Source organism: Paenibacillus sp. FSL R7-0345, assembly GCF_038595055.1.
Lineage (GTDB): Bacteria > Bacillota > Bacilli > Paenibacillales > Paenibacillaceae > Paenibacillus_AQ.
Map to the genome: position 1 here is coordinate 4327080 of NZ_CP152002.1, position 23872 is coordinate 4350951.

Consider the following 23872-nt stretch of genomic DNA (forward strand, 5'->3'; position numbering starts at 1 on the left):
TGCTGGGACGCCAAAGCAAATATATACAATGCAAAAAAGGCACTGACTGAGCGTCAGTGCCCTGCTTCTTATACAAATTTCCGTGTCATTTTCCTCTTCTCCGCCAGCCGTAAACCTGTACATGCACAATTCCCTTGGTCACCAGGTTGGCTATGATATAAAGCAGAAGCAGCAATAGCACCAGCGGTCTGAATACGATCCAGGCCACAATCCAGACTGTGAGAATCTGCCAGCGCTTCAGCCTGCGGATATATTTGGTCGGCCACAGGAACAGGCCCAGCAGCTTATTCGTCTGCTGCAGGGACTCCAGAAATTCATCGCGCAGCTGCTTGTCATCCGGATCAAGCCGGACCGCATTTCTCATATACGTTTCCTTCAGCTTATAATCCCCTCGGTGTCCAGCCGCCCAGCCCAGATACAGCAGCACATATTCATTTTCTACTCCGGTTTGAACCGCCTGCCTGTCCAGGCTGACCGATTCGGCCATATTGCCGAGCAGTGCTTCCGTATAGCTTAATGTTGCCAGATATACTGCATTCTCCGGACTCAGCTCCAGCGCCTGCAGCAGCTCTTCCCTTGCTTCCTTATATTTGGCCCGTTTGTTCAGCACATTAGCTTTGATAAAGTAATAATGCGGCTCGTACGGATCGATGCGCATGGCTTCGGGCAGCGTCTCGTTAAGCACCTTATAGTTCTGTAAATCATAATAGGCACAGACCCTGATAAACCAGGCCAGCTGCTGCTCGGGATCACGCCGCAGCGCTTCTTCCGCCCAGTGCAGCGCCTTGCCGTAATCCTCCAGAGAAAGCTGAATATGAGCGATTACCGCAAACACATCCGGGTCCTCGGGATCCTCGCGGAGCACCTGCTCCGCTTCAACCAGCGCTTCTTTGTACCGTTTCATTCCCATCAGCTCATGCACAGCAGCCAAACCGTATCCGCTTGATTCATACTCCATCGTCAGGACCTCCTGCCCCGCCTGTACTATTTAATGCCATGCTTCTTGGCATAGTCGAGCACAACCTGATAATCCCGGTTCACATCACTGAACGTGGCATAGTTCTTCGCCGTTGCGAACCACTCCAGCGTTGTCGCCTTGCGGTCCTTCGCTGCCTGCCGCAGATCATTCGCCGTAATCGGCTGGATCTCCCCGGTTTCGAAGGTACGTTCCATCGCGGTCTCTACGGCATCGCTCACTACCTGCTCCAGATCAGCCCCTGAGAAAAACTTTGTCTCACCGGCAAGCTTGGCCAGATTGAGCGCTTCAACCGGTTTGCCGGCAAGCTTCAGGCCGAGAATCGTTTCCCGCTCGGCTTCCGCCGGCGGCGGGACAAATACCAGGTGGTTAAAACGTCCGGGACGGCGCAATGCCGAATCCAGATACCACGGTGTATTGGTCGCTCCGATCACAAACACCTGATCATTCTCCGCCTGCAGCCCGTCCAGCTCCAGCAGCAGCTGGTTCACCAGCATCCGGTCATGGTGCTGGCGCATCTGATGGCGGCTGCCGCCCATGGCGTCCAGCTCGTCGATGAAGATGACGCAGGGCTTGTTTTCCCGCGCTTTAGCAAAGATATTGTGCAGATTATTTTCACTCTGCCCTACATACATTGCCAGGATTGCCTGCAGCTCGATATGCATGAAGTTGGCTTCGATCTCTCCGGCAACAGCCCGGGCCAGGAAGGTCTTCCCGCAGCCCGGAGGGCCATAGAGCAGCAGACTCCCGCCTGCCTCCTTACCGTACGCGGCAAACAGCTCCGGCTGCTGCAGCGGCAGGATGAAGTTCATCCGGATCTTCTTCTTGACATCTTCCAGCCCGCCAACGTCGGCAAAGGTCTCTTTAGGCTTGTCTGATTCAATCAGCGCATCGTCTTCTTTACTGAATTGAATGAGTTTCAGGTTTTTGCGTCTTTTCTCCGCCAGCTCATCATATTCATCCGCCATATGCCTCTCACCCCTAACATTATTAAAATAAGTGTACCATATTTCATTGCAGGATTAGCCCATAGTTTGGAGAATATTAACAGGGACTAAAGTAACAGCATTTCCACTTCGGTGGACTCAGGAGGGAATATAATGGCTAACTTGTTTGGCGGTTTACTGGGCAACTATTCAGAGGTGACCATTCCGGAGCTGAAGAACCAGTACGGGGCTTATCTGATGCCGGAGGAACAGATCCGCACAGGCTTCAAGCTGGTCCGGGACGCTTTTATCATTACAGATGAACGGCTGATTCTGGTTGATCATCAGGGGGTCACCGGCAAGAAGACGCGGGTCGCATCCATCCATCTCAGCTCCATTTATGAAGTGACGATGGAGACCGGCGGCACAGGTTTTGATGATTGTGAAATCGTCCTGCATTATATTACCTCTCCTTATCATAAATCTAACAATCTGCAGACCGCAGCCTATACATTTGAATTCGCCAAAAAATTCAACGTACAGCCGCTCTACACCGCACTCATCAGCATCGCTCATGAGAACCACAAACGGTTGAATGGTTAGTCCGGCTTAAAAAGAAAACACAAAAACCTCTCTTATTTCATAAAAAAGAGAGGTTTTTTGTGCTTTCAGTTAGCGTGCTGATCGCTATTATTTCTCCAGCGCAAATCTGAGCAGCCGGCTGAGCGCCGCCGGCAGGACGCTGACATGATTCTCCCCGGAGAATTTGGCCAGACTGACTTCGAGGCCTTGCCCGGTTAACGGCTCCAGCAGCAACGGCAGCTTTTCGGCATCATTAACCATATGGCCGAGCTCGTCGGCACCGATTGTAATCAGCAGCTTCCGCTGCAGGCCAAGCGCCGGATAATTAGCCGTAAATGCCTCAAGCTCCCGCATTACTTCATAATCCCCCCACCAGGCGGATGGACTGCCAGCTGCATAATGTGTGAACAATCCCGGCCTGACGGACAGGGCATGCAGGACGAGCAGGCCGCCGAGCGAATGGCCAAACACCGCCTGCCGCTGCGGATCTACCGGAAACAGGCCGGCAATCAGCGGCATGATCTCCTCCTGCAGAATATCCAGAAAGCTGCTTGCGCCGCCGTGCTCCGGCCAGGCGCTGCCGTCCGGGCGCTCCAGTAAGGTCTCGTCCTCAACGGGCATGGTGAAATCGTAGCAGCGCCGGGTCATATCAAACGGCTCGCCGGACGGGTATCCGATGGCAACGATCAGCACCGGATCAAAGCCGTGCGGCTTGCGGGTCTGCAGCCGCGCGGCTTCCGCCAGCGTGTGAAATACTGCGTGCCCGTCAAGCGCGTAGATCACCGGGTATCCGTCCGGCGGGGCTTCGCCGGACGGATGCGAGAGCAGCAGCCGGTATTCAGCATTACGCAGACCGGCGGTAATCACAATCTCCTCGCAGCCCTGATGCGGATAGGTGAGTTCCTTGATGCTGCTCATGGTACGATAATTTCCAGTACATCATCTATAACGTTACTGTAGGCGACTATGCCGCCGCCGAGCCAGTACCGGTCATCCACATTATAGACATGTCCAGCCTGTACGGCAGGAATGCTTTTCCAGATGGAACTTTCGGTCAGCTCCTTGTAGAAGATCTCCCCGCTGTTTGAAGTATCATTAGCCAGGAAGATATAGTCGGCATCGATCTGCGGAAGCAGTTCCAGCGACAGCTCCAGGCTGTTCTCGGCTGCAACCAGGTCGCTTTTGGCAATGCCCAGCTGATCTGCCAGCACGAACCCGCCGTATACGCCGCCCATCAGGAACATTCCCCGGGCGTTGAAGCGGATGATCAGTGCTTTTTTGCCATCTGTAAATGGGGCTAATTCAGCTTTGGCATCTTCAACCTTCTGATGATAAGCGGCCAGCCCTTCAGCGGCAGCCTCCTGCTTCCCAACGAGTTCTCCCAGCAGTGTTACAGAGCTGTCCAGATCACCTGCCGCCTGTTTGAATACATAGGTCGGGGCAATCTTGGAGTACTGCTCATATACCCCGTTCTCAGCATAATTGGCGTTATGCAGCACAATCAGATCGGGCTGCAGCTCCATAATGACCTCCGGTGAAGGCAGCCCGCTGTTAAAATCAAGCAGCGGCACCCCGGCAAGCTTGTCCTGCAGATAAGCCTGGCCCTCCCCGTTGTTCGCCCACTGGGCTACAGGCTTGATGCCCAGCACGACCAGGGAATCCTCCAGATAGGGAGCAAAAACCCGCTGCGGCGCAGCATCCAGCGTCAGCTCATGGCCCAGCTCATCTGTGACGGTGAGCGGATACGCTGTTTGCGCTGTTTGCGCTGTTTGTGCTGCCTGTGCGGTAGCCGCAGCCGTTGGTTCAGCCGAAGACTGTGTGCTTGCGGCGGCAGCTGCAGAGGCGGAATTGTCCGCTCCGCCATCCGCTGACTCCGAACTGCAGCCGCTGAGCAGTGCTGCGGCCAGCAGCAGGCAGAATGAAGCGGGCAGCAGTACTTTTCTTATTTTACCTGCTGAAATGATTATGTCTTGCATAATGGACCTCCCCCTAATGATAATCGTTCTCATTAAAGGAGATTATAAAGGATAGACCTGCGGGTAACCATGGACTCTGTCCCCCTGCAGGTTTGGACATTTTCCGGTAATCATCAGCTGCGTCTCCTCCAGCATCCGGTCTACCGCCACCGCCGAGTATTCAAACCAGGGATCGGAGGGCAGCAGATGCACATAGCCGTTACGCACCGCCTGAAGACTGCGCCAGCGCTCATTATGCTGCAGCGACAGCCAGCTCATCCGGGTCGGGGAATCCGGGCAGATCAGCAGCAGCAGCTGCTGGGGGTCGAGAGCCTGCAGTTCACTAAATGTAACAGGCTCATTGTAGAGCCGGCTTGAATGGGTATAAGCCGGGCTGAAGCCAAGCTGCTCATACAGCACATCCCGTATCCCCCGGTTGCAGTAAGCATACAGCTGATCGCCGCTTAGGCGCATCACTATCACTTTGTCCTCATCTACCGCTGCAGATACTTGTTCTTTTATAAGCCCTGCTTTCTGTTCATACCGCTCAAGCCACAGCCTGCACTGCGGCTCCCTGTCCAGAAAAACTGCCAGCTCCTGCAGCTGCTCATCCCAGCGGCCATCCTCCCGGGGAATAAACAGGTTCTGGGCATTGCGCAGCAGGGACTCCCGCCAATCTACATCCATACCGGCATGTCCGATAATGGCATCCGGCCGCGATCTGATCAGCTTGTCAACCTCCGTCTCCTGGTCGAGCAGATCGACCCTGAGATGTGTCTCAATAAGAGAGTAGTATTTATTGTAATAATAGTGGGTCCATTTCGCATCAAGCGGTGCGGCGGCCGGGATAATATCCAGCGCCAGCAGCTGTCCGGTAGCCGCGGCGGAGCAGGCGGCAATCCGCCGTTTCTGCCGGCGGACGAAGGCGGACGGCGGCACCCCGATCTCTTTTTTAAACTTCCGGCTGAAATAGAATTCGTCACTATACCCGACCTTATGGGCAATTTCCCGCAGCAGATAGCCGGATTCCTGCAAATATTGCTTCGCCCTGCTGATCCGCAGATCGGTCAGGTAGTTCATCGGGCTTTGCCCGTACGTCTTTTTGAACAGCTCACTGAAATACTTCGGTCTGAACCCGGCCACGCCGGCAAGCTGCTCGATCGACAGAGGCTCATGAAAGTGACTGGCCATAAAAGCCCGGATGCCGGCCATGCCGATTCGTTCACCAGTATCTGTATCGCTTATATCAAGCGGTTGTACCCGCTCCATCGGAATCCCTCCATTCAAGAAACGCAGTTTCACGTTCATATTATTGATAATGATAATCATTATCTATTTATTTTTCAATAAAAAAGAGCGCTCCAGGCGCCCTTCTCTCGTACATATTATTATTTTTTCCCGATAGTCACAGGCTTAGACCGATGGTTCCAGCATCTGTCCGGAGCACAAAAAAGATTTCCCGCTGCTCTCCCGCTTTCACACCCGTCAGCACAAAACCGCGGAGAATGGCTCCCGGCTCGTAATCTGCTGTGTTTGAGCTTAGGAAGGCTGCCGGATTGATACCAAGCTTAAACGATCCTGCGCCTCCGTTTATCTCAACAATTCCGGAATCGTTATCAGGCATAATATATTTATAGCTGCCATCCGGCATCAGCAGAACATCTGTCAGTTCATAGCCGGCATCGATCTTTTCTTCAAGTGAGAATTCAATGATTTCCCCCAGCTGTACATAGGGTATATCACCTGCTCCCTGCTGCTCTATAATTGCCTTGTACTGGGCCTGCCGGACTTTCTGATCAGACTTCTTCTCTTCTGTCGCCCGGACAGCCAGAGGGATTTCAGCACCGGCCGCCATTATCATGACCGGGGAAGCTGCTGTATCTGTTGCTGTACCTTCCTCGTAGTTCCATGGTCTGCAGGCTGAAATGAGGAATAGCAGTAGAACACTTAGCACTCGCACCCTCTTAAAATACATTCTGCACCCTTCTTCCTGTAATTATTGATTATTGCTTGCTTCATAAGCCAAACAATAATACGGAAGGGTCAGAACAGGGCGGAAGCCCAGCTTTTGCGCAAGACGGTATGATCCGGTATTCTCCAGGCGGCAGGCCCAGACCGGCTCCAGGCCGTGGTCCAGACAATACTCAATCAGCGCTGCGCTGACCAGGGACGCATACCCTTTTGCCCGGTGATCCTGCATCGTTTCGATCCCGATCTCCAGCTGGTCTCTGCTAACACAGGAGGAGAAGGCAGCAGCGGCTATTTCCCCATCCTCCACAAGCACAAAGCCGGCTCCTTCAGAGAGGAAATGTGCAGCATCCCGCCAAAAAAATCGGGGGACCACGCCCTGCTCCAGTGCTGCAAAATGTTCTCCGGTCATACGGGCTATCCGCGTGTCCTGCCGGCCGGCATTTGCTTTCGCGGCCGCAAAGAGCGGACGGTCCAGGACAAAATTAACTCTGGTGTTGCGCTGAATGACTCTGGTGCTATGTGCATCCTGTAAATAAGCTGCTATAACGCCTGGTGAATGGTTATAATCGTCCAGAATGTCATCAACAATGCCGCTCCACTCTCCCGCCGGATCTGCCTGCAGCCACTCTGCTGCCCGCCTGGTTTTTGCCTTATTGATTATGTAGTCACTGAGCGCCCGGTTAAAAGCATCATTTCCAGACTCCCCAAACAACAACGACATTCCGTAAGGATGAGCTATGTAAAAAGCACGCGGATCGTCCGCGTCATCCGCATAAACTTTGCCCGCAATCTTTTGCTCCAAAACGGCTCTTGCAAACAAGGTGTTAATCTTTACCGAATCCAGCGGCAGGAGGACCAGTGCATACTTTCCGGCATTCAGTTCAATCATTGCTCCACCTCAAATTCTTGCTTGAATTGCTGGTACAGCCAGCGAAAGTTCCAGTCGAACATATGTGACATTTCCCATTCTGTAAATGGTGCAGGGACACCCCGGGCAAGCCAGTACTCTTCCGGTTCACCGCTGGCTGCCGCCTGACGTACATATTCAGGGATACCGGTAAGATAGCTTAGCATCTCGTCAAGGCTGCTGCGGTCAGTGACCTCCCCATGTCCAGGAATCAGCTTGCTGAACGCAAGCTCGCGTCCGATCCGCTCTATAATGCGGGCCCAGTTATCCAGATTACCGCTCAGCATGGCCGGATGAGTACGGCTGAGAACCAGATCACCCGCAATTAATACACCGGCATCCTCTATGTAGACCATGGCATCACTTTCTGTATGCCCGCCTCCAAAAGTTAACAGGGTAATGGACCGAGCGCTGCCATGAACCACCATTTTGTCGGAAAAGGTTAGGGATGCCGTTACTCTGCGGATCCCCGGGACAGCTTCCAGCAGCGCAGCTTTGTCCGCAATTTCATTAGTTAAGGCCGTTTGAAGTCTGCTGTCCTTTGCAGCCTTACGGCCTTTTTCAAGGAAAGTGACTACTTGTTGTAAGCCGGACTGCCAGACCTCCGCCTCCGGAGTACCCTCTTTGATCAGAAAATCCCGGGTCATATCCGTAGAGATAATCTGACTGTCCGTAAACACCTGATTTCCATAATGATGGTCTCCATGGTAATGGGTGTTTATAACGTATTTTACCGGATTTCCGGTCAGTTCCTCAGCAGCCCCTCTTAAAAACTCTGCCGCCTGCGGAAGACTGAATGTATCCACAACGACTGTACTGTCTCCTAGATCAATAATCGCTGCATTCCCCAATGCACCGCTGCCCGGAACGACAATTGCCGCCCAGACACCTTCCGCTACTGTGAATAAATTAAAGTATCTGTTCAAATTCAGCTCCCCTTTTTAACTATTGATTTCCAGTATTCGATTGTGTCTTCACTTTGGATTTTGTCTTTTCTATATATTCGATTTCCAGGTAAAAACTTCCTTTACCAAAATGTTGTTGACTTCTTCCTTATTATAAGTTAGCTTTCTGACATAGTAGTTAAGACCGAAAGGAACCTATATATGATCATTCCAACACCGGAAGTAAATTTTACAGCCTCCCCCTTCTATAATCCCAATCTCAAAAATGTGGTTATCCTCGCAACTGGCGGTACAATCGCCGGCAGCGGTGAAGCCCATAAAACCTTAAATTACGAGCCTGGGGCCCTGCCGATTCAGGATCTGCTGGACAGTGTGCCCCATCTGGAACGCGTTGCCAACAGTGTCGGTATTCAGGTGAGTAACCTGGGCAGCGCCGATATTACCAGCCAGCACTGGCTCACGCTTGCCTCCATTATCAACACGTTAGCCCAGCGCGAGGATATTCACGGTTTTGTTATTACCCATGGTACGGATACGCTCGATGAAACCTCCTATTTCCTGAATCTGGTCATCAAAACAGATAAGCCGGTCATCATCACCGGTTCCATGCGCCCTGCTACAGCCATCAGTCCGGACGGTCCGCTTAACCTGTTCCAGTCCGTTGCTCTCGCTGCCAATCCGGAGGCATCCGGCCAGGGAGTTATGGTCGTGTTCGCAGAAGGCATCTATAGCGGCCGGGATGTGCAGAAGGTCAATACGTTCAAGGCCAACGCTTTTGATGAGCGGGACTTTGGCTGTCTGGGGTATATGCGCGACAGTGAGGCTTTTTTCTACACCCGGTCTCTGAAAAAACACACCACCGCCGCCCAGTTCGACGTCTCCTCGCTAAGCGGGCTGCCTGAGGTATCCGTTGCTTATTTCCATGTAGACGCCGATCCCGGCATTTTGGATTACCTGTCTACCATTTCCAAAGGAATTGTCATTGCCGGAGCAGGCGGGGGCATCTACAGCAAGCCATGGATCGATAAGGTCGGGGAGCTGAAGAATAACAATATCCCGGTAGTCCGCTGCTCACGGATCGCAAGCGGCATCACTCTCAAGGACACCTACATTGACCTGTCCGCCAACTCGATTCCCTGCAACAGCCTGGTCCCGCAAAAAGCGCGCATCCTCCTCTCGCTGGCCCTGACCCAGACGACGCAGTATGATGAAATCGCAGCAATGTTTGATGTTTATTAAAAAGCTTAAGCCGCCCGTGGTAGTAAACGGGCGGCTTTTTTTGTTATGAGTAGCTGGCCTATGTCGGCCATTTGGCTACTTGGGCCTAAATCAGAGGCATTTTTGCCTTACATTTCGGCTGTTTGGCTGCTTCGGCCCAAATCAAAGGCATTTTTGCCTTTCATTCAGGCCATTTGGCTGCTTCGGCCGGAATCAAAGGCATTTTTGTCTTTCATTATGGCCATTTGGCTGCTTCGGCCCAAATCAAAGGCATTTGTGCCTTTCATTATGGCCATTTGGCTGCTTCGGCCCAAATCAAAGGCATTTGTGCCTTTCATTTCGGCCATTTGGCTACTTGGGCCTAAATCAGAGGCATTTTTGCCTTACATTTCGGACATTTCGGCTGCTTACCCTCCCGCCTGATAAATTCCCCGCTCACCCGCGGTCCTCGCGGTCCCCGCCGCTTCCTCCGGGCTCTTCAGCGGCCTCCATCTGCGCCCGGGCTGCGGAAACACGCAGCTGCGGCGTTTGCATCCCGCTGCGGCCTCCAGCTCTGCGGGGCAGTCTGCCTGCCGCGTAGACCGCAGCAAAGAATACGACCAGCGCGATGCCGGCAGCCAGCCCGCCACCCTGGCCGGGAATCAGCGGCATACTGGCCAGGATAACGACCAGACTTGCGATCGCAATCCACGAAGTGTACGGATATCCGCGCAAGCCGTGCCGCTCGGTAAGCGGCCCTCCATGCCGTTTACGCAGCCGGTAATGGCTGGCCAGAATGATCAGATAAGAGAACAGCAGCGAAAAGCCCCCGGAGCTGACCAGAAACAGGTAGACTCCTTGCGGGAGCAGCATGCCCAGACCGAGGCCGGCGAGCATTGATCCGCCGGAGACCAGAATGCCCCGGTACGGGATGTCTGTCCGGTCACGCATCCAGGCTGGCGTATGCCCTTCCTCCGCCAGCGAGCGCAGCATCCGGCCCAGGCCGAAGACGGATGCCAGCATGGTCGACAGTATAGCGGATACAAGAACAACGTTCATTACAGTGCCTGCCCAGCCAAGGCCATAGCGGGTCAGCGCTGTCACGAAGGGGCTGACCTGTTCAGAGACAGCCGTTGCCGGTAACAGCAGGAACAGGGCTGCTATGGCTGCGATATATAGTCCGACCAGCAGTACTATGGTATAACGGATTGCTTTGGGAATCGTCACAGCCGGGTTCCCGGCTTCTGAGGCGGCCAGCCCAATCACTTCGAATCCGGCATAGGTGAACATAACCATCAGCATGCTTCCTGCAATGCCGGCAAGACCTCCCGGCATCCAGCTTTGATTCTGCAGAATTTGGACGCCGGCGTTCTGCTGTCCCCCGGACCAAATTCCGGCTGCGATACCGGCCGCAATGAGGATAAATCCGGCGATGGCCAGCAGCTTAAAGGCAGCAAGTCCGCTCTCCAGCCTGCTGAGACGCGCAGCCCCCAATAGATTCAGCAAGGTTACAGCAATGATGATTCCGGCTCCAAGCAGCCCCAGCGGCAGCAGCGGGAACCAGCCGCGCAGCAGAATGGAAGCCGCTGTTGCTTCACTGGACATAGCCAACACAAGTCCTGTCCAGTATACCCAGCCCACGGTGAACCCTGCACCTTTGCCGAATGCATGTTCAGTGTAGGTACGGAAGGAGCCGGCCGCCGGATTGGCTACGGTCATTTCCGATAAGGCCGAGAGAATGAAGTAGACCAGAATCCCTCCGATTACATAGGCCAGTATGACAGACGGACCAGCAGCACGAATAGCCACTGAGGTACCCAGAAAAAAGGAGCCCCCAACTACTGTTCCGAGTGCGAGCATCGTAAGCTGCCATACCGATAACCCCTTTTCCCTTTGTTTCATAATGCAAGCCTCCTGGTCTTTTAGGAAAAGTATTTGCAGAGACCAGGAAATTTACCCATAAGATCAACAGCACAACAAACCCTCCGGCATAATGGCACCGGAGGGTTTTACTAGATTATTGGAACAAGGTAACCCGGTTTCGCCCTTCAGCCTTGGACTGGTAAAGGGCATCGTCGCTAAGCTTGTAGATGTCCTCTTCCCCGGCATCGCTGACCCGGACACAGGCTGTACCGATCGACACGGTCACAATGCCGAACTGGGGGCTCCTTGTATGCGGTATCTTCAAATCAGCAATGCTCCGGCGGATGGTCTCGGCATATTCACGGGACTGAGCGGGAGTAAAGCCGGTGACGACGATGCCGAACTCTTCGCCGCCCAGCCGGATGGCGAAGCCGTCAGCCCGTTCCGCCAGCTCCTGCAGCAATTTGCCTACTCTGCGCAGCACCTTATCGCCTTCATAGTGGCCGTAGGTATCGTTGTATTTTTTGAAATAATCGATGTCGAGCATCAGATAAGTCAGGTATTTTTGCGTGGCAGCGGCTTTCTCAACTTCCTCGGCAAACACTCTATTAAAATATCTGCGGTTATACAGGCCTGTCAGCTCGTCCGTATTCGAAATCCGCTCAATCATCCCGATATACCGGTTAAGCTCCTCGTTGTTCAGCTCCAGCTCCTTTGTCCGCTCGGCCACGAGCTCCTCCAGATGCTCCTTGTGCCGCAGAAGCTCCTCCTCCGCCTGCTTGCGCAGGGTGATATCTTTTACCGTCCCCTGGATAGCCATGTTGTCCAAATAATTAATCAGGGTAACCTTGTGGATAACGATAACCTCTCGGATACGGTCCTTGTGCAGCAGTCTGGTCTCATACTCGAAGGGCGCAGATTTGCCTTCCACCCTCCGGCTGTAATAATACATGACTTTATCCCGCTCCGCCGGGCTGAGGAAGCTCTCAAACGGCTGATCCAGCATTTCCTCCACCTCATAACCGAGCATCCCGGCCAGCGCTTCATTGGCATATTTGCATATGAAGTCCTGCGTAATAAAAATTCCGTCCTGCAGGTTGTTAACCAGCTCACGGTATTTTTCCTCTGAACGCTCCAGCTCTGAGTACAGGCTGGCATTTTCCAGGGAAAACACCATTTCCCGTGACAGCAGATTAATGATCTTCATCCGCTCTTTGGTGAATACGCCGGTTACCAGATTATTCTCCAGATAGATGACAGCAACCGTCTTGTTCTGGTTGATCAGCGGCATACAGACCATGGATTTGGTGCGGTGCTTCACGATATAAGGATCATTTACGAACTGTGTCTCCGAATAAGCGTCATTATAGATCAGCGTTTTGCCGCTCTCCTCAACTGAACGCAGGATGGAATCCGGAAGATTGTCAAAGCCGCTCCGGCTCTGGACCCCGACCGAGATCCGATCCTCGTCAGCCAGATATTCGCCCTCCACCAGCAGCCCTGAGCTGCCGGTCATCCGGATACAGCCGCGCTGTGCCCCGGCATTTTTGATGACAATCTGCATCAGCGCCTCCAGCAGATTGTTTAGCTCAATTTCTTTGGAAATCGCCTGAGAAGCCATGATCATGGAATCCAGATCAATGCTTTCACTATAATCGGATACAGTCCGTCCATGCAGAAATTCCTTGATGTTGATTTTGCGGACGATGTCCGGGTACCGGGCTTTGAGGAACTGGATTTTGGCTTTGGCACCCCACACCGAATAATAATATACGGACTGTCTGAGCAGGTAGGCGGCAAACTCATTAAACTGCTTAGCGTAATAAAATTTAGCTGCGAGCTCGTTGGTAAGCGCCTTATACCTGACGAATGTGCCTTGCTCACTGGCCTCAATTGCCAGGTCATAATACTGTCCCGCTTCATCATCCCGTCCTGCAATCCGTGCCCATTCCGCCTTCATCAGCATTTCGTGCTGCCGGAAGGTTCCGGGAGCATGCCGGGCCCATTTACGGACCCTGCCCATCTCCTTCTTCATTCGTCTTCTTGCTTTATACCGCTCTCTTCCGCGCAGATCAGGATAGCTGTAGGCAAGGTTCAAAAAGGTATAAAGCGAGAACTCTTCCATAAAAGCAGAGCCGGAGAGCGCGCCGATAATATCATAAGCCTTGTCGATGTACACTAGGGCTTCCTGGTAGCTTTCATAGGTGAACAAGAGCTTCATTTTATAGATATAATATATGGCAATCCCGGAATTGTACTTGGCCAGCTCCAAATCCCGCAGCATGCTTTCTTCGTCAAAAGAACCGTCACTGAATGAGCGGTTGCCGCCCATTTCGCCCATTAGATTGCGGTAATACTGCCGTACCAGCTGCGCGGTCGCCAGTGATTCCTTGTATTTGGTGCTCTCGATCATCGATATCATCCGGTTGCTTTCCAGCAGATTGGTCGCCAGATCCATCTCGGGATTCCAGATGTTAACGTAAAAGCAGGAATGAGCCAGGTAGAGCAAATCACCTGTGCGCAGACTTGCTTCAATCGAGGTTGTGAACCAGTCCTGCAGGGTGTCCCAGGGCTCTGTCCAGGCGTGGCTGAACAAGGTGTATAACACATGTGCCGCACCCCGCCACTGCACGTCATTGAATTTGTCATTAATCCGGATGCCCAGCCGGCCGAATTCAAACGCACCCTTTACATCGCCAAATCCGGACAGCAGCATCGCATAACCGATAAAGGCAATTGCCGATTCAGGCGAGTTGCCGTATTTCAGCGTCAAGCCCACCTTTTTGAGCACCGCCAGGCCGAACAGCGAAGTCTCACCGGAGATAAAAGCCGGAGGGATAAAGTTAATCAGCAGCCTCATGATCAGCTGCATTTCCGGGTCCTTCATTTCGCCGGAGGCAAAGATATCCTCAGCCGTCCTCCCCCGGAGAGCGGCCTTGATCTTCACCAGCTCCGTAAGCACGGAGGCCATCCCAACACGCTGCGGAATCTGGATGCCCATCTCCTGCAGCCCCTGTCTTCCGGCAGCGATCGCCTCCTTCATCATTCCGAGATACATGTAATGGTCAGCCTGCAGCTCATAGATCTGCGCACGGTCCACTTTTCCCGGTGTATGTCCCAGCAGAATAGCACAGGCAGCATCCGCTTCTTCAATATGATGGGTAAGATAGCCGCACTGGGCCAGCAGCCGGTAAATCTCCGCTGCCGGAAGCTCATCATCCTCCCAGGCATTGTCCGGCAGCCGCGGCAGCACCGCTTCAAGCAGTGCATAAGCGGAGTCATAACCAAAAGCCGCCTTAGCCTTGCCGGCAGCGCGCAGGTTAAGCCTGATGACCCCGTTAATCTCTGCCTGGCTGCGGATGAACTCCAGCCCTTTGTTCATATGGGCGGCAATATCGACGATCAGCTCATCCGCTTCCTCCGGAGGCAGATTCGCAAGCAGTACTCTGCCGATCCTAAGATGCAGCTCCTTGCTCTCCCCCTCATCGATCATCTGGTAAAAGGCCTGCTGGATCCGGTCATGCGCAAAGCCGAATGAGATCTTTAGCTCCTGTGGCGGCTCCGGTTCTATATCGGTTTCGTCCAGATAACCGGAGAACATCGCATAGCTGGCATCCGACGGCACAATCAGCTCTTCGTCGACCGCTGAGGCAATTGCCCGGACAATACTCCCCCGCGGCTCTCCGCTGATCAGCTTCAGCAGGCTGAAGTCGAACACATTACCGGCCGCTGCACACAGCATAAGTATTTTACGGGTCTCCTGCGGCAGATTGTTCAGCTTCATCATGAGAAATTCAACGATATTCTCGTTCACCGGCAGGCTCATAATCTGTTCCAGCTGCCAGCTCCAGCTGCCCTGCGGATCATCGAAATACAGATAACCGCTGCGGTACAAATCCTTAAGCAGTTCACTCACAAAGAAGGAATTGCCCTTTGTCCGCTTATAGATCACTTCCGCCAGCATATCCACCCGTTCCCGCGGGCTGTACAGGGTATCTGAAATAAGCAGATTCACATCCCGGACGGTAAGCGGCTCCAGTGTGATAACGCCGACCTGGCGGTTTTTCTCAATCTTGGCGACAGAAGTAAACAGCGGATGGCCGTCATGGATCTCATTGCCCCGGTAAGAGCAGACAATGAACAGCCGGCGCAGCTGGTGATCCAGCAGCAGCCGTTCAACAAGCTGCAGGCTGGAGAAATCCGCCCATTGCAGATCGTCCAGGAACAGCACCAGCGGACGTTCATTGAAGGTGATCCCTTCAATGAACTTGGCAAAGGTTAGAAAGAACCGGTTCGTTTCCTCAGCGGGATTAAGCGGCTCTGCCTCCGGCTGAATCCCGATCCAGCCGTCAAGCTCCGGAATCAGGCCGGCGATCAGGCTTCCATTGCCGTCCAGACCCTCAGCCAGTGCTTGGGCCATCCGCTGCTTGTATTCTGCGTCAGGACTATCCTGCAGCTGGCTGATCAGCCGGCGGAAGGCCTGGATAATCGCGCTGTATGGAATGTTCCGGTTGTACTGGTCAAACTTTCCTTCAGCGAACAGCCCTTTTTCCTGGCTGATGGATTTGTGCAGCTCATGTACAAGCGCCGTCTTACCCACGCCGGCTTCACCGCTAACCAGCATCAGCTGCGGCTGGCCGCTGATGCTTTGCCGGAAAGCCTCTGTCAGCCGGGCCAGCTCTGCATCGCGGCCGTATATTTTTTGCGGAATCCGGAACACATTATGCCGGTCCTCTGCCCCGATTATAAAACCGGCTTCACCGGCCAGCACCTTTTTCAAATCGGCCTTAATCCCGTAAGCGCTGCGGTATCTCTCCTCGGAGGATTTCTCCATCAGCTTCATGATGATTTCCGACAGCTCGGCAGATACCCTCCCTCCGGTCAGCTGGTAGGGCGGAACGGCCTCCTTGGCAATTATGGAATAGATCTGTTCCAGCATTTCCTGAGTGGTATAAGGCTTGCTCCCGGTCATCAGCTCATACAGCACTACACCCAGAGAATAAAAGTCACTCCGGTAATCTATATTGCGGTTCATCCGTCCGGTCTGCTCAGGTGAAATATACTGGATGCTGCCTTCGAGCACCCCGCTGTTCTGAAACTCCTTTTTCTCCTTGGGCAGCTTTACGGCCAGATCGAAATCGATCAGCTGCACCACGTCATCTTCCCTGTTCCAGATCATATTGGAAGGCTTAATATCCTTATGAATGACGTTATGCTCATGAACTGCACCAAGAATATCTACAATTTTGATTACCAGCTTAAGAAGCGTTGCCGTATCCGGAGGATCGGACTCCATGATCTCTTTCAGGGAACGCCCATGGATATCCTCCAGCACCATAGTATAAAAGCCGTTTTTTTCTTCAAGTTTAAGGGGTTTGATCACACCTTCAATCTGTGTGCTTAGCTCTTTGAGCAGCCTGTATTCCTGCTTAAACCGCATCACAGCCTCAGGGCCGGTAAATTCAGCTTTTAAAACCTTTAAAATGACCGTATCACCGGATAAAGCATCCCTGCATCTGTAGACCGCTTTCGAATACTGATCCGAAATGGTTTCCACAACCTGATAGTTGTCCATCGCAATCATGCCCACTCCACCTTTAGCGATTCTTTCCGGTTAATTCGAAATCTGCATCAAATTTAAACACGTAGGCAGCGATCAGCCACACAATCCAACAGTTTACACCGAAGAAAAGATATCCGTAATAACCCAGAATCGGCATCTCGGAGAAGATATGGATTTTGTCGAGATAAGGAACAGAGTACTTCCAGTAATTCGGATTAGTAGGCACGGAATCATGAAACCATTCACTGCCAAAATTCCAGAGCTCCCAAAAGAACCCGTTACACAAGGTGGCGAGCGCAATTAGAATAAGCTTTGACCAGTCACCGTTCTTAGCCGGGCTAAACGGAGTCCAGTAGCCGCATAAGGCCATGGCAGCCGAAAGCATAGGCACAAGGGCGACCCACAGTACCCAGAACAGCAGATAAGGATAATAACCCATACCGAATGCCAGAAATAACCCGATTACAAAATAAAGGATCAAAAGCGTTCTCGATACGTTGAATTTCGGCCCGTTGCTGTAACGTTCCTTGAACCCCTTAAAGGTACCCAGCAGCAGATACCATTCTACAATTGCCGGAAGCACGGTCGTATAGGACAGGGAAAACCAGAAGACATTGCCGAAGTTGGAGAAGACGTCTTCATTGGGATAATACCAGTTCTCTACTACAAAAAAGTTCAAATATTCAAAGGCAAACCAGCTGAAGCAGGAAACCACCGCCAGCAGCTGCATCAGACGAGGCTTGTGGGAGATGATCGAATTGCCGCCTGTCCGCTTATAGACGAGCCCGTCCAATATCAGAATGAAGGACCACCACAGCGGGACAAAAGCATAATTCTCCAGCGGCTCCAGCAGATCCAGGCGGGCCCACATGAGGAACCAGCTGAGCGCAAGCACAGGCAGGCTCCACCAGAACCACACGGGAAAAGCAGTTCTGCCATTCTGGGGCTGCGGAACCAGGGTTACCTTTTTGAATCCGAACATACGGGGAAATACAAGCACCAGTGTTATAATGACGGCTACGATACAGGCGAGAGAGAAATAGAGCAGGCTGAATCCGGGGTCTGCCTCAACCTTCTGCGAGGGAAATTCCCCATACCCCGGAGGCAAGCCTTTCCACTTGGCCAGACTGCCAAGCAGCGGCAGCAAAAAAATCATAATAAACGTTGCGATCAGGAAAAGCGTTTTCTGCCCTTTTTTCACAATAATACCCCTCTGTCATATGTAGTCTAAAGGTCGAATTTTGTTGACCCGCTATCTATTCGCTGCCAGCCCAAATTATTCCTGCTTGTATTCCCCGGGACCCAGAACGAAAGTTGCATTTAACATTCATTTAATAGTGCCCGTTATAATTTTACCCAATAGAAAAGACACTAGTTTTTTCTAGTGTCTTTTCCTAGCAGGAACGCAAGTAGATTTTGTCGAATTCCTTTTTATCCCATTTATTTGGCAGGAGGTTATTTTCTGAGACAATTTATGATTGGACAGTACGGCGGTTTTGATGAACAGAAGTTCAGAAAAGATTTCCGGAGCGGATTCTATGGAATTGAAGCTTGTATGTTTGCCTCTGAAGAGGATACTGCATTGCTGGTTGAAGCGGCCAGGTACGGCGGATTCGCCATAGGTGTACATTTTCCGTTTCGTAAAAATAACACCAGGCTGCGGGACCCGCTTGTCCTGTCCGCTGATCATGAGGTGCGTGCTGACGCTTTCCGGCAGATCGCCGCAGAACTGGATGCTCTGGCCGCAATCAAGCCGGATTACGTGCTGTTCCATTATCCTAAACCGGTCATACTCGATGAACGCGTAGACTGGACCGGATGGCGGTTCGGAGACCGCCGGGAATTCATCTATGAGCATGAAATTACACCCGACGAGTTGATTATCCGCACTGAGCAGCTTTTCCAATGGCTTGATGAACAGGGCCGGACCTACCAGTTCACGCCGGTGCTGGAGTTCGATGCCATCAGCCGGCTTATTTATGAGCAGAATTTTCTTGAACCGTTATTGATCAAATACCCAAGCATCAGATTATGCCTGGACACGGCCAGACTATTTCTGCAGGACAAGCTGGACCACCACTTTGACGCCAGGAAAATACTAACGACCTATTCGAAGTATGCCTTTCTTATCCACCTGTCGAATGTCCAGGTTCAAGGCAGTGTGCAAAACAGTCATTATCCTGTACTCCCGGAATTACATGAGGCCGACGGATGGGCACCGGTTGAAGCTTACCTGCAGATCATCCGGGCAGAAAATCCGCAGGTCAGAATCATGTTCGAGCACCGCTCGGACCTTATTACTGAAGAACAGCTGGATCAGTGTTATGCCTGGGTGGATCATATAATTAACGGTACTTAAATCCGTGCTTATTACGGAAGCATCCGTACAACCAGCCCTTCAAGCATGCGCAGCTGCCATTCAGCTTCAGAGGCGAATTCCGGCTTGAATGGTTCCCCGCTCTCCAGCTTGTATGTACGGAGGCAATAGGCCATCTGGATACAGGCCATCACGGCGTCTCTGGCATGCTGATTGGCCTGTCCGCGGGCATCTGTTGCCCCCGCTGCCGCTTTTGCGCTGATTGTAACCTCAAAGCCGCTGTCGATCTGTGTTTTGAAGCTGGCGGGAATGTCCTGCAGGGCATCTGGCGCGCTGCTTTTCAGCTTCAGCGCCTTCCAGCCGTGGCCCGGATAGATTTCATACAAGCGGGAAACATCTTCACGGTACGGCTGGAACGGATAAACCGCTGCTTCCCCGTGCAGATTGTGCAGCAGCCGGCGTGCCCCGTAGAGCATGGCATGCATCGCAATCGGCGTGGAAGATACCGGACTTTTGCCGTCAACCGCAATGTCTGTCAACCGGAGATCACGGCTGCTTTTGCCGCTGTGAATCTGGCCGAACCGCTGCTTGAACTGGTCCCTGCTATCGTCATAAGCTCCCTGGATGAACTTGTCCCAGGATGAAGAATACTGCTGCTCCAGATAATACTCCGGAATGGAGAACGGGAAATCCATACCCCAGGGTGCTTTGGTAGCCCTGATTTCATAAAATAAATCCAGCCTGTCCTCACAGCTGGACACCTGTTCCACGATGAAGCTGTTCCCGTCCAGCCGGCCGGAAGCAATGAAGATTTTGCCTTCCGGGTTTTTGGCTCCGCTGAAATCACAGCCGTAAATGTTCATGTTGTCCTCCTCCTGTGTTTCCAGTCCTGCTATGCTCCTCCACTAATCGTTGCAGGCGCTCATAGTCCAGCTGTACCGCCGGGATACCATGCTCAATCCGCATCCGGTAGAGATTAAGAATCCGGATTTGCTCCTCGCTCAGCTCTTTTTTATTGAAGTACAGATGCATCAGGTTATACACGAACAATTCCTTCAGCTGGAGCAGCAGCGGTAAATGACCCAGCATCTCTGAGGTCAGCGTATGCTCCTCCAGATAGCCGGTAAGCAGACTCTCGGCGAGCCGCTGGCCGTAATCCCTGATATTTCCCTGCCCGGCAAAAGAAAACTCCAGCGCTGAGTAAAGCGGCACCGCCAGATCATACAGATAATAATGGCGCTCACAATCCTGAAAATCAATGAGCGTCAGCGTCTCTCCCCAAGCCAGCACATTTTCCAGCCAAATATCCCCGTGTATAATACCGTAATTCTCCCCGTCCCGGGATATGGCCTGCAGCTTCTGAAGTACCTCCTGCGCAGCCGCCCGGATCAGTGTTTCCTCCGGCGGAATGGACTGCAGGAACTGGTACTCCCTATTCTCGGTCCAGTCCTTAATCTGCTCTGCTCGGCCATGCTGCTGCTCATACCTTTCTCCGGCCTTATGCAGTCTGCCTATCACCCGGCCCAGCATTTTAAACACCTCACCGTCCCATTCCTTCAGCGGCAGATGAGCTCCCGGTGCAGCCGCAAACATAACAATTTGAACGGGGTCTGCAAGATTATGGCTTTCTATCAGCTTTCCGCTAACAGAAGGGATGATCTCCGCAACATGGACCCCGGCGCCGCGCAGATAGACGAGCAGCTTCACCTCCTCTGCCTGAGCTTCATAAGGCTTGTAATCACTGACTCTTGCAAAATAAACCTTATTATCCGCCAGACAACGGTACATTTCCCCGGTTACAGCCTCGGCAGCCTGCAGCTCCAGCGGGTAAAGGGCATTAAGCGCCTGCAGCACTGACTGTTCCTGTTCATTCACTAATAACTCCACCCTTCACTTTCAGCCAACTCTCAGCCTGACTTCAGGGAGACTTAACCTTTCTGTTCTAAGCTTAACGTACGGATACAGATGAAGGGAACAGGAGAGATTTATTTATATGAAAAAAATACATGCTAGCCTTGCCGTATCGCTTATACTTGCCGTGATCGCGTCGGGCTGCGGCTCCGCGAGTACGGCAAAGGTAAATACAGCTGCAGCCGCCACTTACGCAGACGTTATTCCTGATGCTTCAGTTACTACTGCCGCACCGGCTTCAACCTCAGTTCCTGACATTCCGCAGGAAGCTGAGAATATGGACACAGATATCATTCTGGGCGACAGCGTAAGGATTGAAGGCGGGGGTGCTGAAGCACACGGCCAGCAGGTTACGATCAGCTCACCTGGCATTTACCGGCTTAGCGGAATCCTGGCAAACGGCAGTATGGACATTAATGCTCCCGGAGGCAGCGTTGAGCTTGTACTTGAAGGAGTCAGCATCCGTAACCCGGCGGGTCCGGCCATACAGATTACCGCAGCGGCTAAGGCAGTTGTCACCTTGGAGCCGCTGACCGTAAATACGCTGAGCGGAGCACAGCAGGCCGGCGGGGATGCCGCCCTGCTCAGCCAGGCACCGTTAACGATTACAGGTGAAGGCTATCTAAATGTAGAGGGGTTATATCAGACAGGGATTGCCGCCGCGCAGATTCTGGCCGTTGAAGACGGCATCCTGCATGTAAACTCTGCCGGAGCCGGCTTGCAGGCTGCTTCAGCCCTGACTCCATCCGGCGGCACCAGTGCCGGCAGCATCAATATAAGCGGCGGCTACCTGTATGTAGAATCCGCCGGCGCTAGTATGGAGGCAGATGGTGACATCAACATTTCAGGAGGCACCGTCATTGCTTTAGGCAGTCTTGATGAAGCCGCCGGTGATAAGAACCATGCGCTGAACATTAGCGGCGGGACCGTGATAGCCGCGGGAGCCACCGTTCCGGAGGCCGCTTCCGGCTCAGCCCAGTCTTCTGCTATGATCAGCTTTGATGCTCTGCAGAAAGCCGGAACACTGGCTGTAATTCAGTCCGGTGCAGGGAACCTGCTGATTTTCGCTCCGGCAGCCGCTTATGGACAGCTGCTTTATAGCGCTCCTGCCCTGCAGGAAGATACGGAGCTAACTGTGCGCACAGGCGGCATCGCAACGGGAGAAGCCGATGACGGCCTATACAGCAGCAATGCATACACCAGCGGCACTTATGCTGCTTCCTCAGCTTCCGTCACCATTAACGCGGGCAGCTGACCAGCCTCTGCAGCTTAAGACAGTATGGCAAAAGCAAGCCCCAAAAGTATATTTCTCTTTGGACAAGGCCATGCTACTATGTGGAAATAAAGCACTTTCCTTAATTTAACATCCTAGGAGTGAAGCCAGTGTCAGTTGATGTGTATATGAATTTCAATGGAAACTGCCGGGAAGCTGTCGAATTTTACGCCAAGGTGTTCGGTAACAGTGATCCGCAGATTATGACCTTTGGTGAAGCACCGCCGAATCCCGACTACCCGCTGCCGGAAGAAGCCCAAGCGCTGATTATGCATGCGCGGCTGAATGTTGACGGCAGCAACGTCATGTTCTCCGATGTGTTTCCGGGAATGCCCTTTACAGCAGGCAACAACATCAGTCTTGCGCTGGTCACCCGGAACGAAGAGGATGTGAAATCCTGGTTCCATCAGCTGAAGGAAGGCGGAAGCGTAACGATGGAACTGCAGGAGACCTTTTGGAGTAAACTCTATGGGAGCCTGAAGGATAAATTCGGCATAGAATGGCAGGTTAGCCTTGAAAGCACGGAAGCAGCAGGCCAATAAAGCTATATCTTTGTAGCTTCATTCGCTCACAATATGAGGGATACGACACACATGGCGGGGCACTGCTCCTGCCTTGGAGTGACGTATCCTTTTTTAATGCCTGCGGCGTCCGCCGTCTATTTTCCAGCCCTGGTACAGAATTAGTAATACGCTTACAATAGAATTTGTGGTTTAATGGATATACCGTTAGCACTCATCCTAATGTAAAGGAGACTAGCCATGGAAATATCTGCCTTTTTGCTGCCCAAGGATCAGGTCGCTTACATTACCTCCTCCATCTCCATGCTTGAGGCAATGGAGCAGCTGGAGCAGCACTATTATTCCGCCATACCGATTATCGACCACGAGGGGAAATATGTTGGAACGCTGGCTGAAGGGGATCTGCTGTGGAAGCTGAAGAATACGGCAGGACTCAGCTTCGATAACATGCGTGAGGTTAAGGTCAGCGACATCCAGCGGCATGTGCATAATGAGAGTGTCTACATCAAAGCCCAGATGGAGGATATGCTGACGCTGGCTGCAGACCAGAATTTTGTGCCGGTTGTTGACAGCGAGGGTGTCTTTCTCGGCATTATCCGCCGCAAGGATATTATTGAGTACTATACAAGGAATATAACGGATTAGCCGCACTAAATAGAAAAAGGGGCTGCCCTGCAAGCAGATTCATCATCTGCCCCGGGCGCCCCTTTTTACCGGAAACACCTGCTATATAATTTCAAAAACGTTGGTTAGCCGGGTCAGCTCAAAAATTTTGCGCACGTTCGGGTGAAGTGTGCGCAAGCGGATCGTGCCACCGTTCTCCGCACATTTTTTGTACAGGCTGACAATGACGCCAAGACCGGTGCTGTCTATAAAAAGGCAATCCTTGAAATCCAGTAAAAAGCTTGTCTGGCCGCTGTTAATGTAATCCTTAACGGTATCGCGGAAAGTGCCTGCCTCATCTACCGCAAACATTGCCGGCATATTCATTGTAATCTCATTCAA

The 23872-nt window shown here is 52.5% G+C and carries 21 protein-coding genes; 6 read left to right on the forward strand and 15 right to left on the reverse strand.

Annotation, left to right across the window (positions count from 1 at the left end; all coding sequences use genetic code 11):
* Positions 1–85 precede the first annotated feature (85 nt).
* Both NST84_RS18635 and NST84_RS18640 read right to left on the reverse strand, forming a co-directional pair.
* Positions 86–958 carry a tetratricopeptide repeat protein gene (locus NST84_RS18635; protein WP_342561664.1) on the reverse strand — a complete coding sequence of 291 codons (873 nt, stop codon included), beginning with the start codon at positions 956–958 and terminating at the stop codon, positions 86–88.
* 26 nt (positions 959–984) lie between these two features.
* Complete coding sequence (locus NST84_RS18640) at positions 985–1944, reverse strand: ATP-binding protein (protein ID WP_342561665.1); 960 nt, start codon at positions 1942–1944, stop codon at positions 985–987.
* A gap of 132 nt (positions 1945–2076) precedes the next feature.
* Here NST84_RS18640 and NST84_RS18645 point away from each other — a divergent pair, with 132 nt between their 5' ends.
* Positions 2077–2505, forward strand: a complete 429-nt coding sequence (locus NST84_RS18645; RefSeq protein WP_342561666.1) for a PH domain-containing protein — start codon at positions 2077–2079, stop codon at positions 2503–2505.
* Positions 2506–2592: 87 nt separating this feature from the next.
* Here NST84_RS18645 and NST84_RS18650 read toward each other — a convergent pair whose 3' ends face one another.
* The 6 genes from NST84_RS18650 to NST84_RS18675 form a co-directional block, all read right to left on the reverse strand.
* Positions 2593–3402, reverse strand: a complete 810-nt coding sequence (locus tag NST84_RS18650; protein ID WP_342561667.1) for an alpha/beta hydrolase-fold protein — start codon at positions 3400–3402, stop codon at positions 2593–2595.
* Positions 3399–4460, reverse strand: a complete 1062-nt coding sequence (locus NST84_RS18655) for an ABC transporter substrate-binding protein (protein ID WP_342561668.1) — start codon at positions 4458–4460, stop codon at positions 3399–3401. Before NST84_RS18655 ends, NST84_RS18650 begins: the two co-directional genes overlap by 4 nt.
* A 42-nt stretch (positions 4461–4502) precedes the next feature.
* Positions 4503–5708, reverse strand: coding sequence for a helix-turn-helix domain-containing protein (locus NST84_RS18660; RefSeq protein ID WP_342561669.1), 1206 nt, complete (start codon positions 5706–5708; stop codon positions 4503–4505).
* 136 nt (positions 5709–5844) lie between these two features.
* Complete coding sequence (locus tag NST84_RS18665) at positions 5845–6393, reverse strand: hypothetical protein (RefSeq protein ID WP_342561670.1); 549 nt, start codon at positions 6391–6393, stop codon at positions 5845–5847.
* Positions 6394–6435: 42 nt separating this feature from the next.
* Positions 6436–7299 (reverse strand): GNAT family N-acetyltransferase, encoded by an 864-nt coding sequence (locus NST84_RS18670; protein WP_342561671.1) that lies wholly within the window; start codon positions 7297–7299, stop codon positions 6436–6438.
* Positions 7296–8243, reverse strand: coding sequence for an MBL fold metallo-hydrolase (locus NST84_RS18675; RefSeq protein ID WP_342561672.1), 948 nt, complete (start codon positions 8241–8243; stop codon positions 7296–7298). Before NST84_RS18675 ends, NST84_RS18670 begins: the two co-directional genes overlap by 4 nt.
* A gap of 180 nt (positions 8244–8423) precedes the next feature.
* On the opposite strand from NST84_RS18675, the gene NST84_RS18680 reads away from it, so the two are divergent.
* Complete coding sequence (locus NST84_RS18680; RefSeq protein ID WP_342561673.1) at positions 8424–9461, forward strand: asparaginase; 1038 nt, start codon at positions 8424–8426, stop codon at positions 9459–9461.
* 164 nt (positions 9462–9625) lie between these two features.
* Here the strand turns inward: NST84_RS18680 and NST84_RS18685 are convergent, their stop codons facing one another.
* From NST84_RS18685 to NST84_RS18700, 4 genes are all read right to left on the reverse strand, one after another.
* Positions 9626–9787 (reverse strand): hypothetical protein, encoded by a 162-nt coding sequence (locus NST84_RS18685; RefSeq protein ID WP_342561674.1) that lies wholly within the window; start codon positions 9785–9787, stop codon positions 9626–9628.
* Positions 9788–9875: 88 nt separating this feature from the next.
* Positions 9876–11321 carry an amino acid permease gene (locus tag NST84_RS18690; RefSeq protein WP_342561675.1) on the reverse strand — a complete coding sequence of 482 codons (1446 nt, stop codon included), beginning with the start codon at positions 11319–11321 and terminating at the stop codon, positions 9876–9878.
* 115 nt (positions 11322–11436) lie between these two features.
* Entirely contained in the window at positions 11437–16866 is a 5430-nt protein-coding gene (locus NST84_RS18695; protein ID WP_342561676.1) for a diguanylate cyclase, read from the reverse strand.
* A 13-nt stretch (positions 16867–16879) separates the two neighbouring features.
* Positions 16880–18046, reverse strand: a complete 1167-nt coding sequence (locus NST84_RS18700) for a small-conductance mechanosensitive channel (protein WP_342561677.1) — start codon at positions 18044–18046, stop codon at positions 16880–16882.
* Between the two features lie 273 nt (positions 18047–18319).
* Here NST84_RS18700 and NST84_RS18705 point away from each other — a divergent pair, with 273 nt between their 5' ends.
* A complete protein-coding gene (locus NST84_RS18705; RefSeq protein WP_342561678.1) occupies positions 18320–19204 on the forward strand; it encodes a sugar phosphate isomerase/epimerase in 885 nt (294 codons plus the stop codon).
* Positions 19205–19215: 11 nt separating this feature from the next.
* Here the strand turns inward: NST84_RS18705 and NST84_RS18710 are convergent, their stop codons facing one another.
* Both NST84_RS18710 and NST84_RS18715 read right to left on the reverse strand, forming a co-directional pair.
* Complete coding sequence (locus NST84_RS18710) at positions 19216–20025, reverse strand: hypothetical protein (RefSeq protein WP_342561679.1); 810 nt, start codon at positions 20023–20025, stop codon at positions 19216–19218.
* Positions 20006–21037 (reverse strand): phosphotransferase, encoded by a 1032-nt coding sequence (locus tag NST84_RS18715; protein WP_342561680.1) that lies wholly within the window; start codon positions 21035–21037, stop codon positions 20006–20008. Before NST84_RS18715 ends, NST84_RS18710 begins: the two co-directional genes overlap by 20 nt.
* 118 nt (positions 21038–21155) lie before the next feature.
* Here NST84_RS18715 and NST84_RS18720 point away from each other — a divergent pair, with 118 nt between their 5' ends.
* The 3 genes from NST84_RS18720 to NST84_RS18730 all read left to right on the forward strand — a co-directional run bounded on the left by NST84_RS18720 (position 21156) and on the right by NST84_RS18730 (position 23512).
* The gene (locus NST84_RS18720) at positions 21156–22328 is read left to right on the forward strand and encodes a carbohydrate-binding domain-containing protein (protein ID WP_342561681.1); all 1173 of its coding nucleotides are present in this window, start codon (positions 21156–21158) and stop codon (positions 22326–22328) included.
* A 128-nt stretch (positions 22329–22456) separates the two neighbouring features.
* Positions 22457–22888: a VOC family protein gene (locus tag NST84_RS18725; protein WP_342561682.1), complete on the forward strand. Its 432-nt coding sequence runs from the start codon at positions 22457–22459 to the stop codon at positions 22886–22888.
* A 219-nt stretch (positions 22889–23107) separates the two neighbouring features.
* Positions 23108–23512 (forward strand): CBS domain-containing protein, encoded by a 405-nt coding sequence (locus tag NST84_RS18730; RefSeq protein ID WP_068726316.1) that lies wholly within the window; start codon positions 23108–23110, stop codon positions 23510–23512.
* Positions 23513–23593: 81 nt separating this feature from the next.
* Here the strand turns inward: NST84_RS18730 and NST84_RS18735 are convergent, their stop codons facing one another.
* Entirely contained in the window at positions 23594–23872 is a 279-nt protein-coding gene (locus NST84_RS18735; RefSeq protein ID WP_342561683.1) for an STAS domain-containing protein, read from the reverse strand.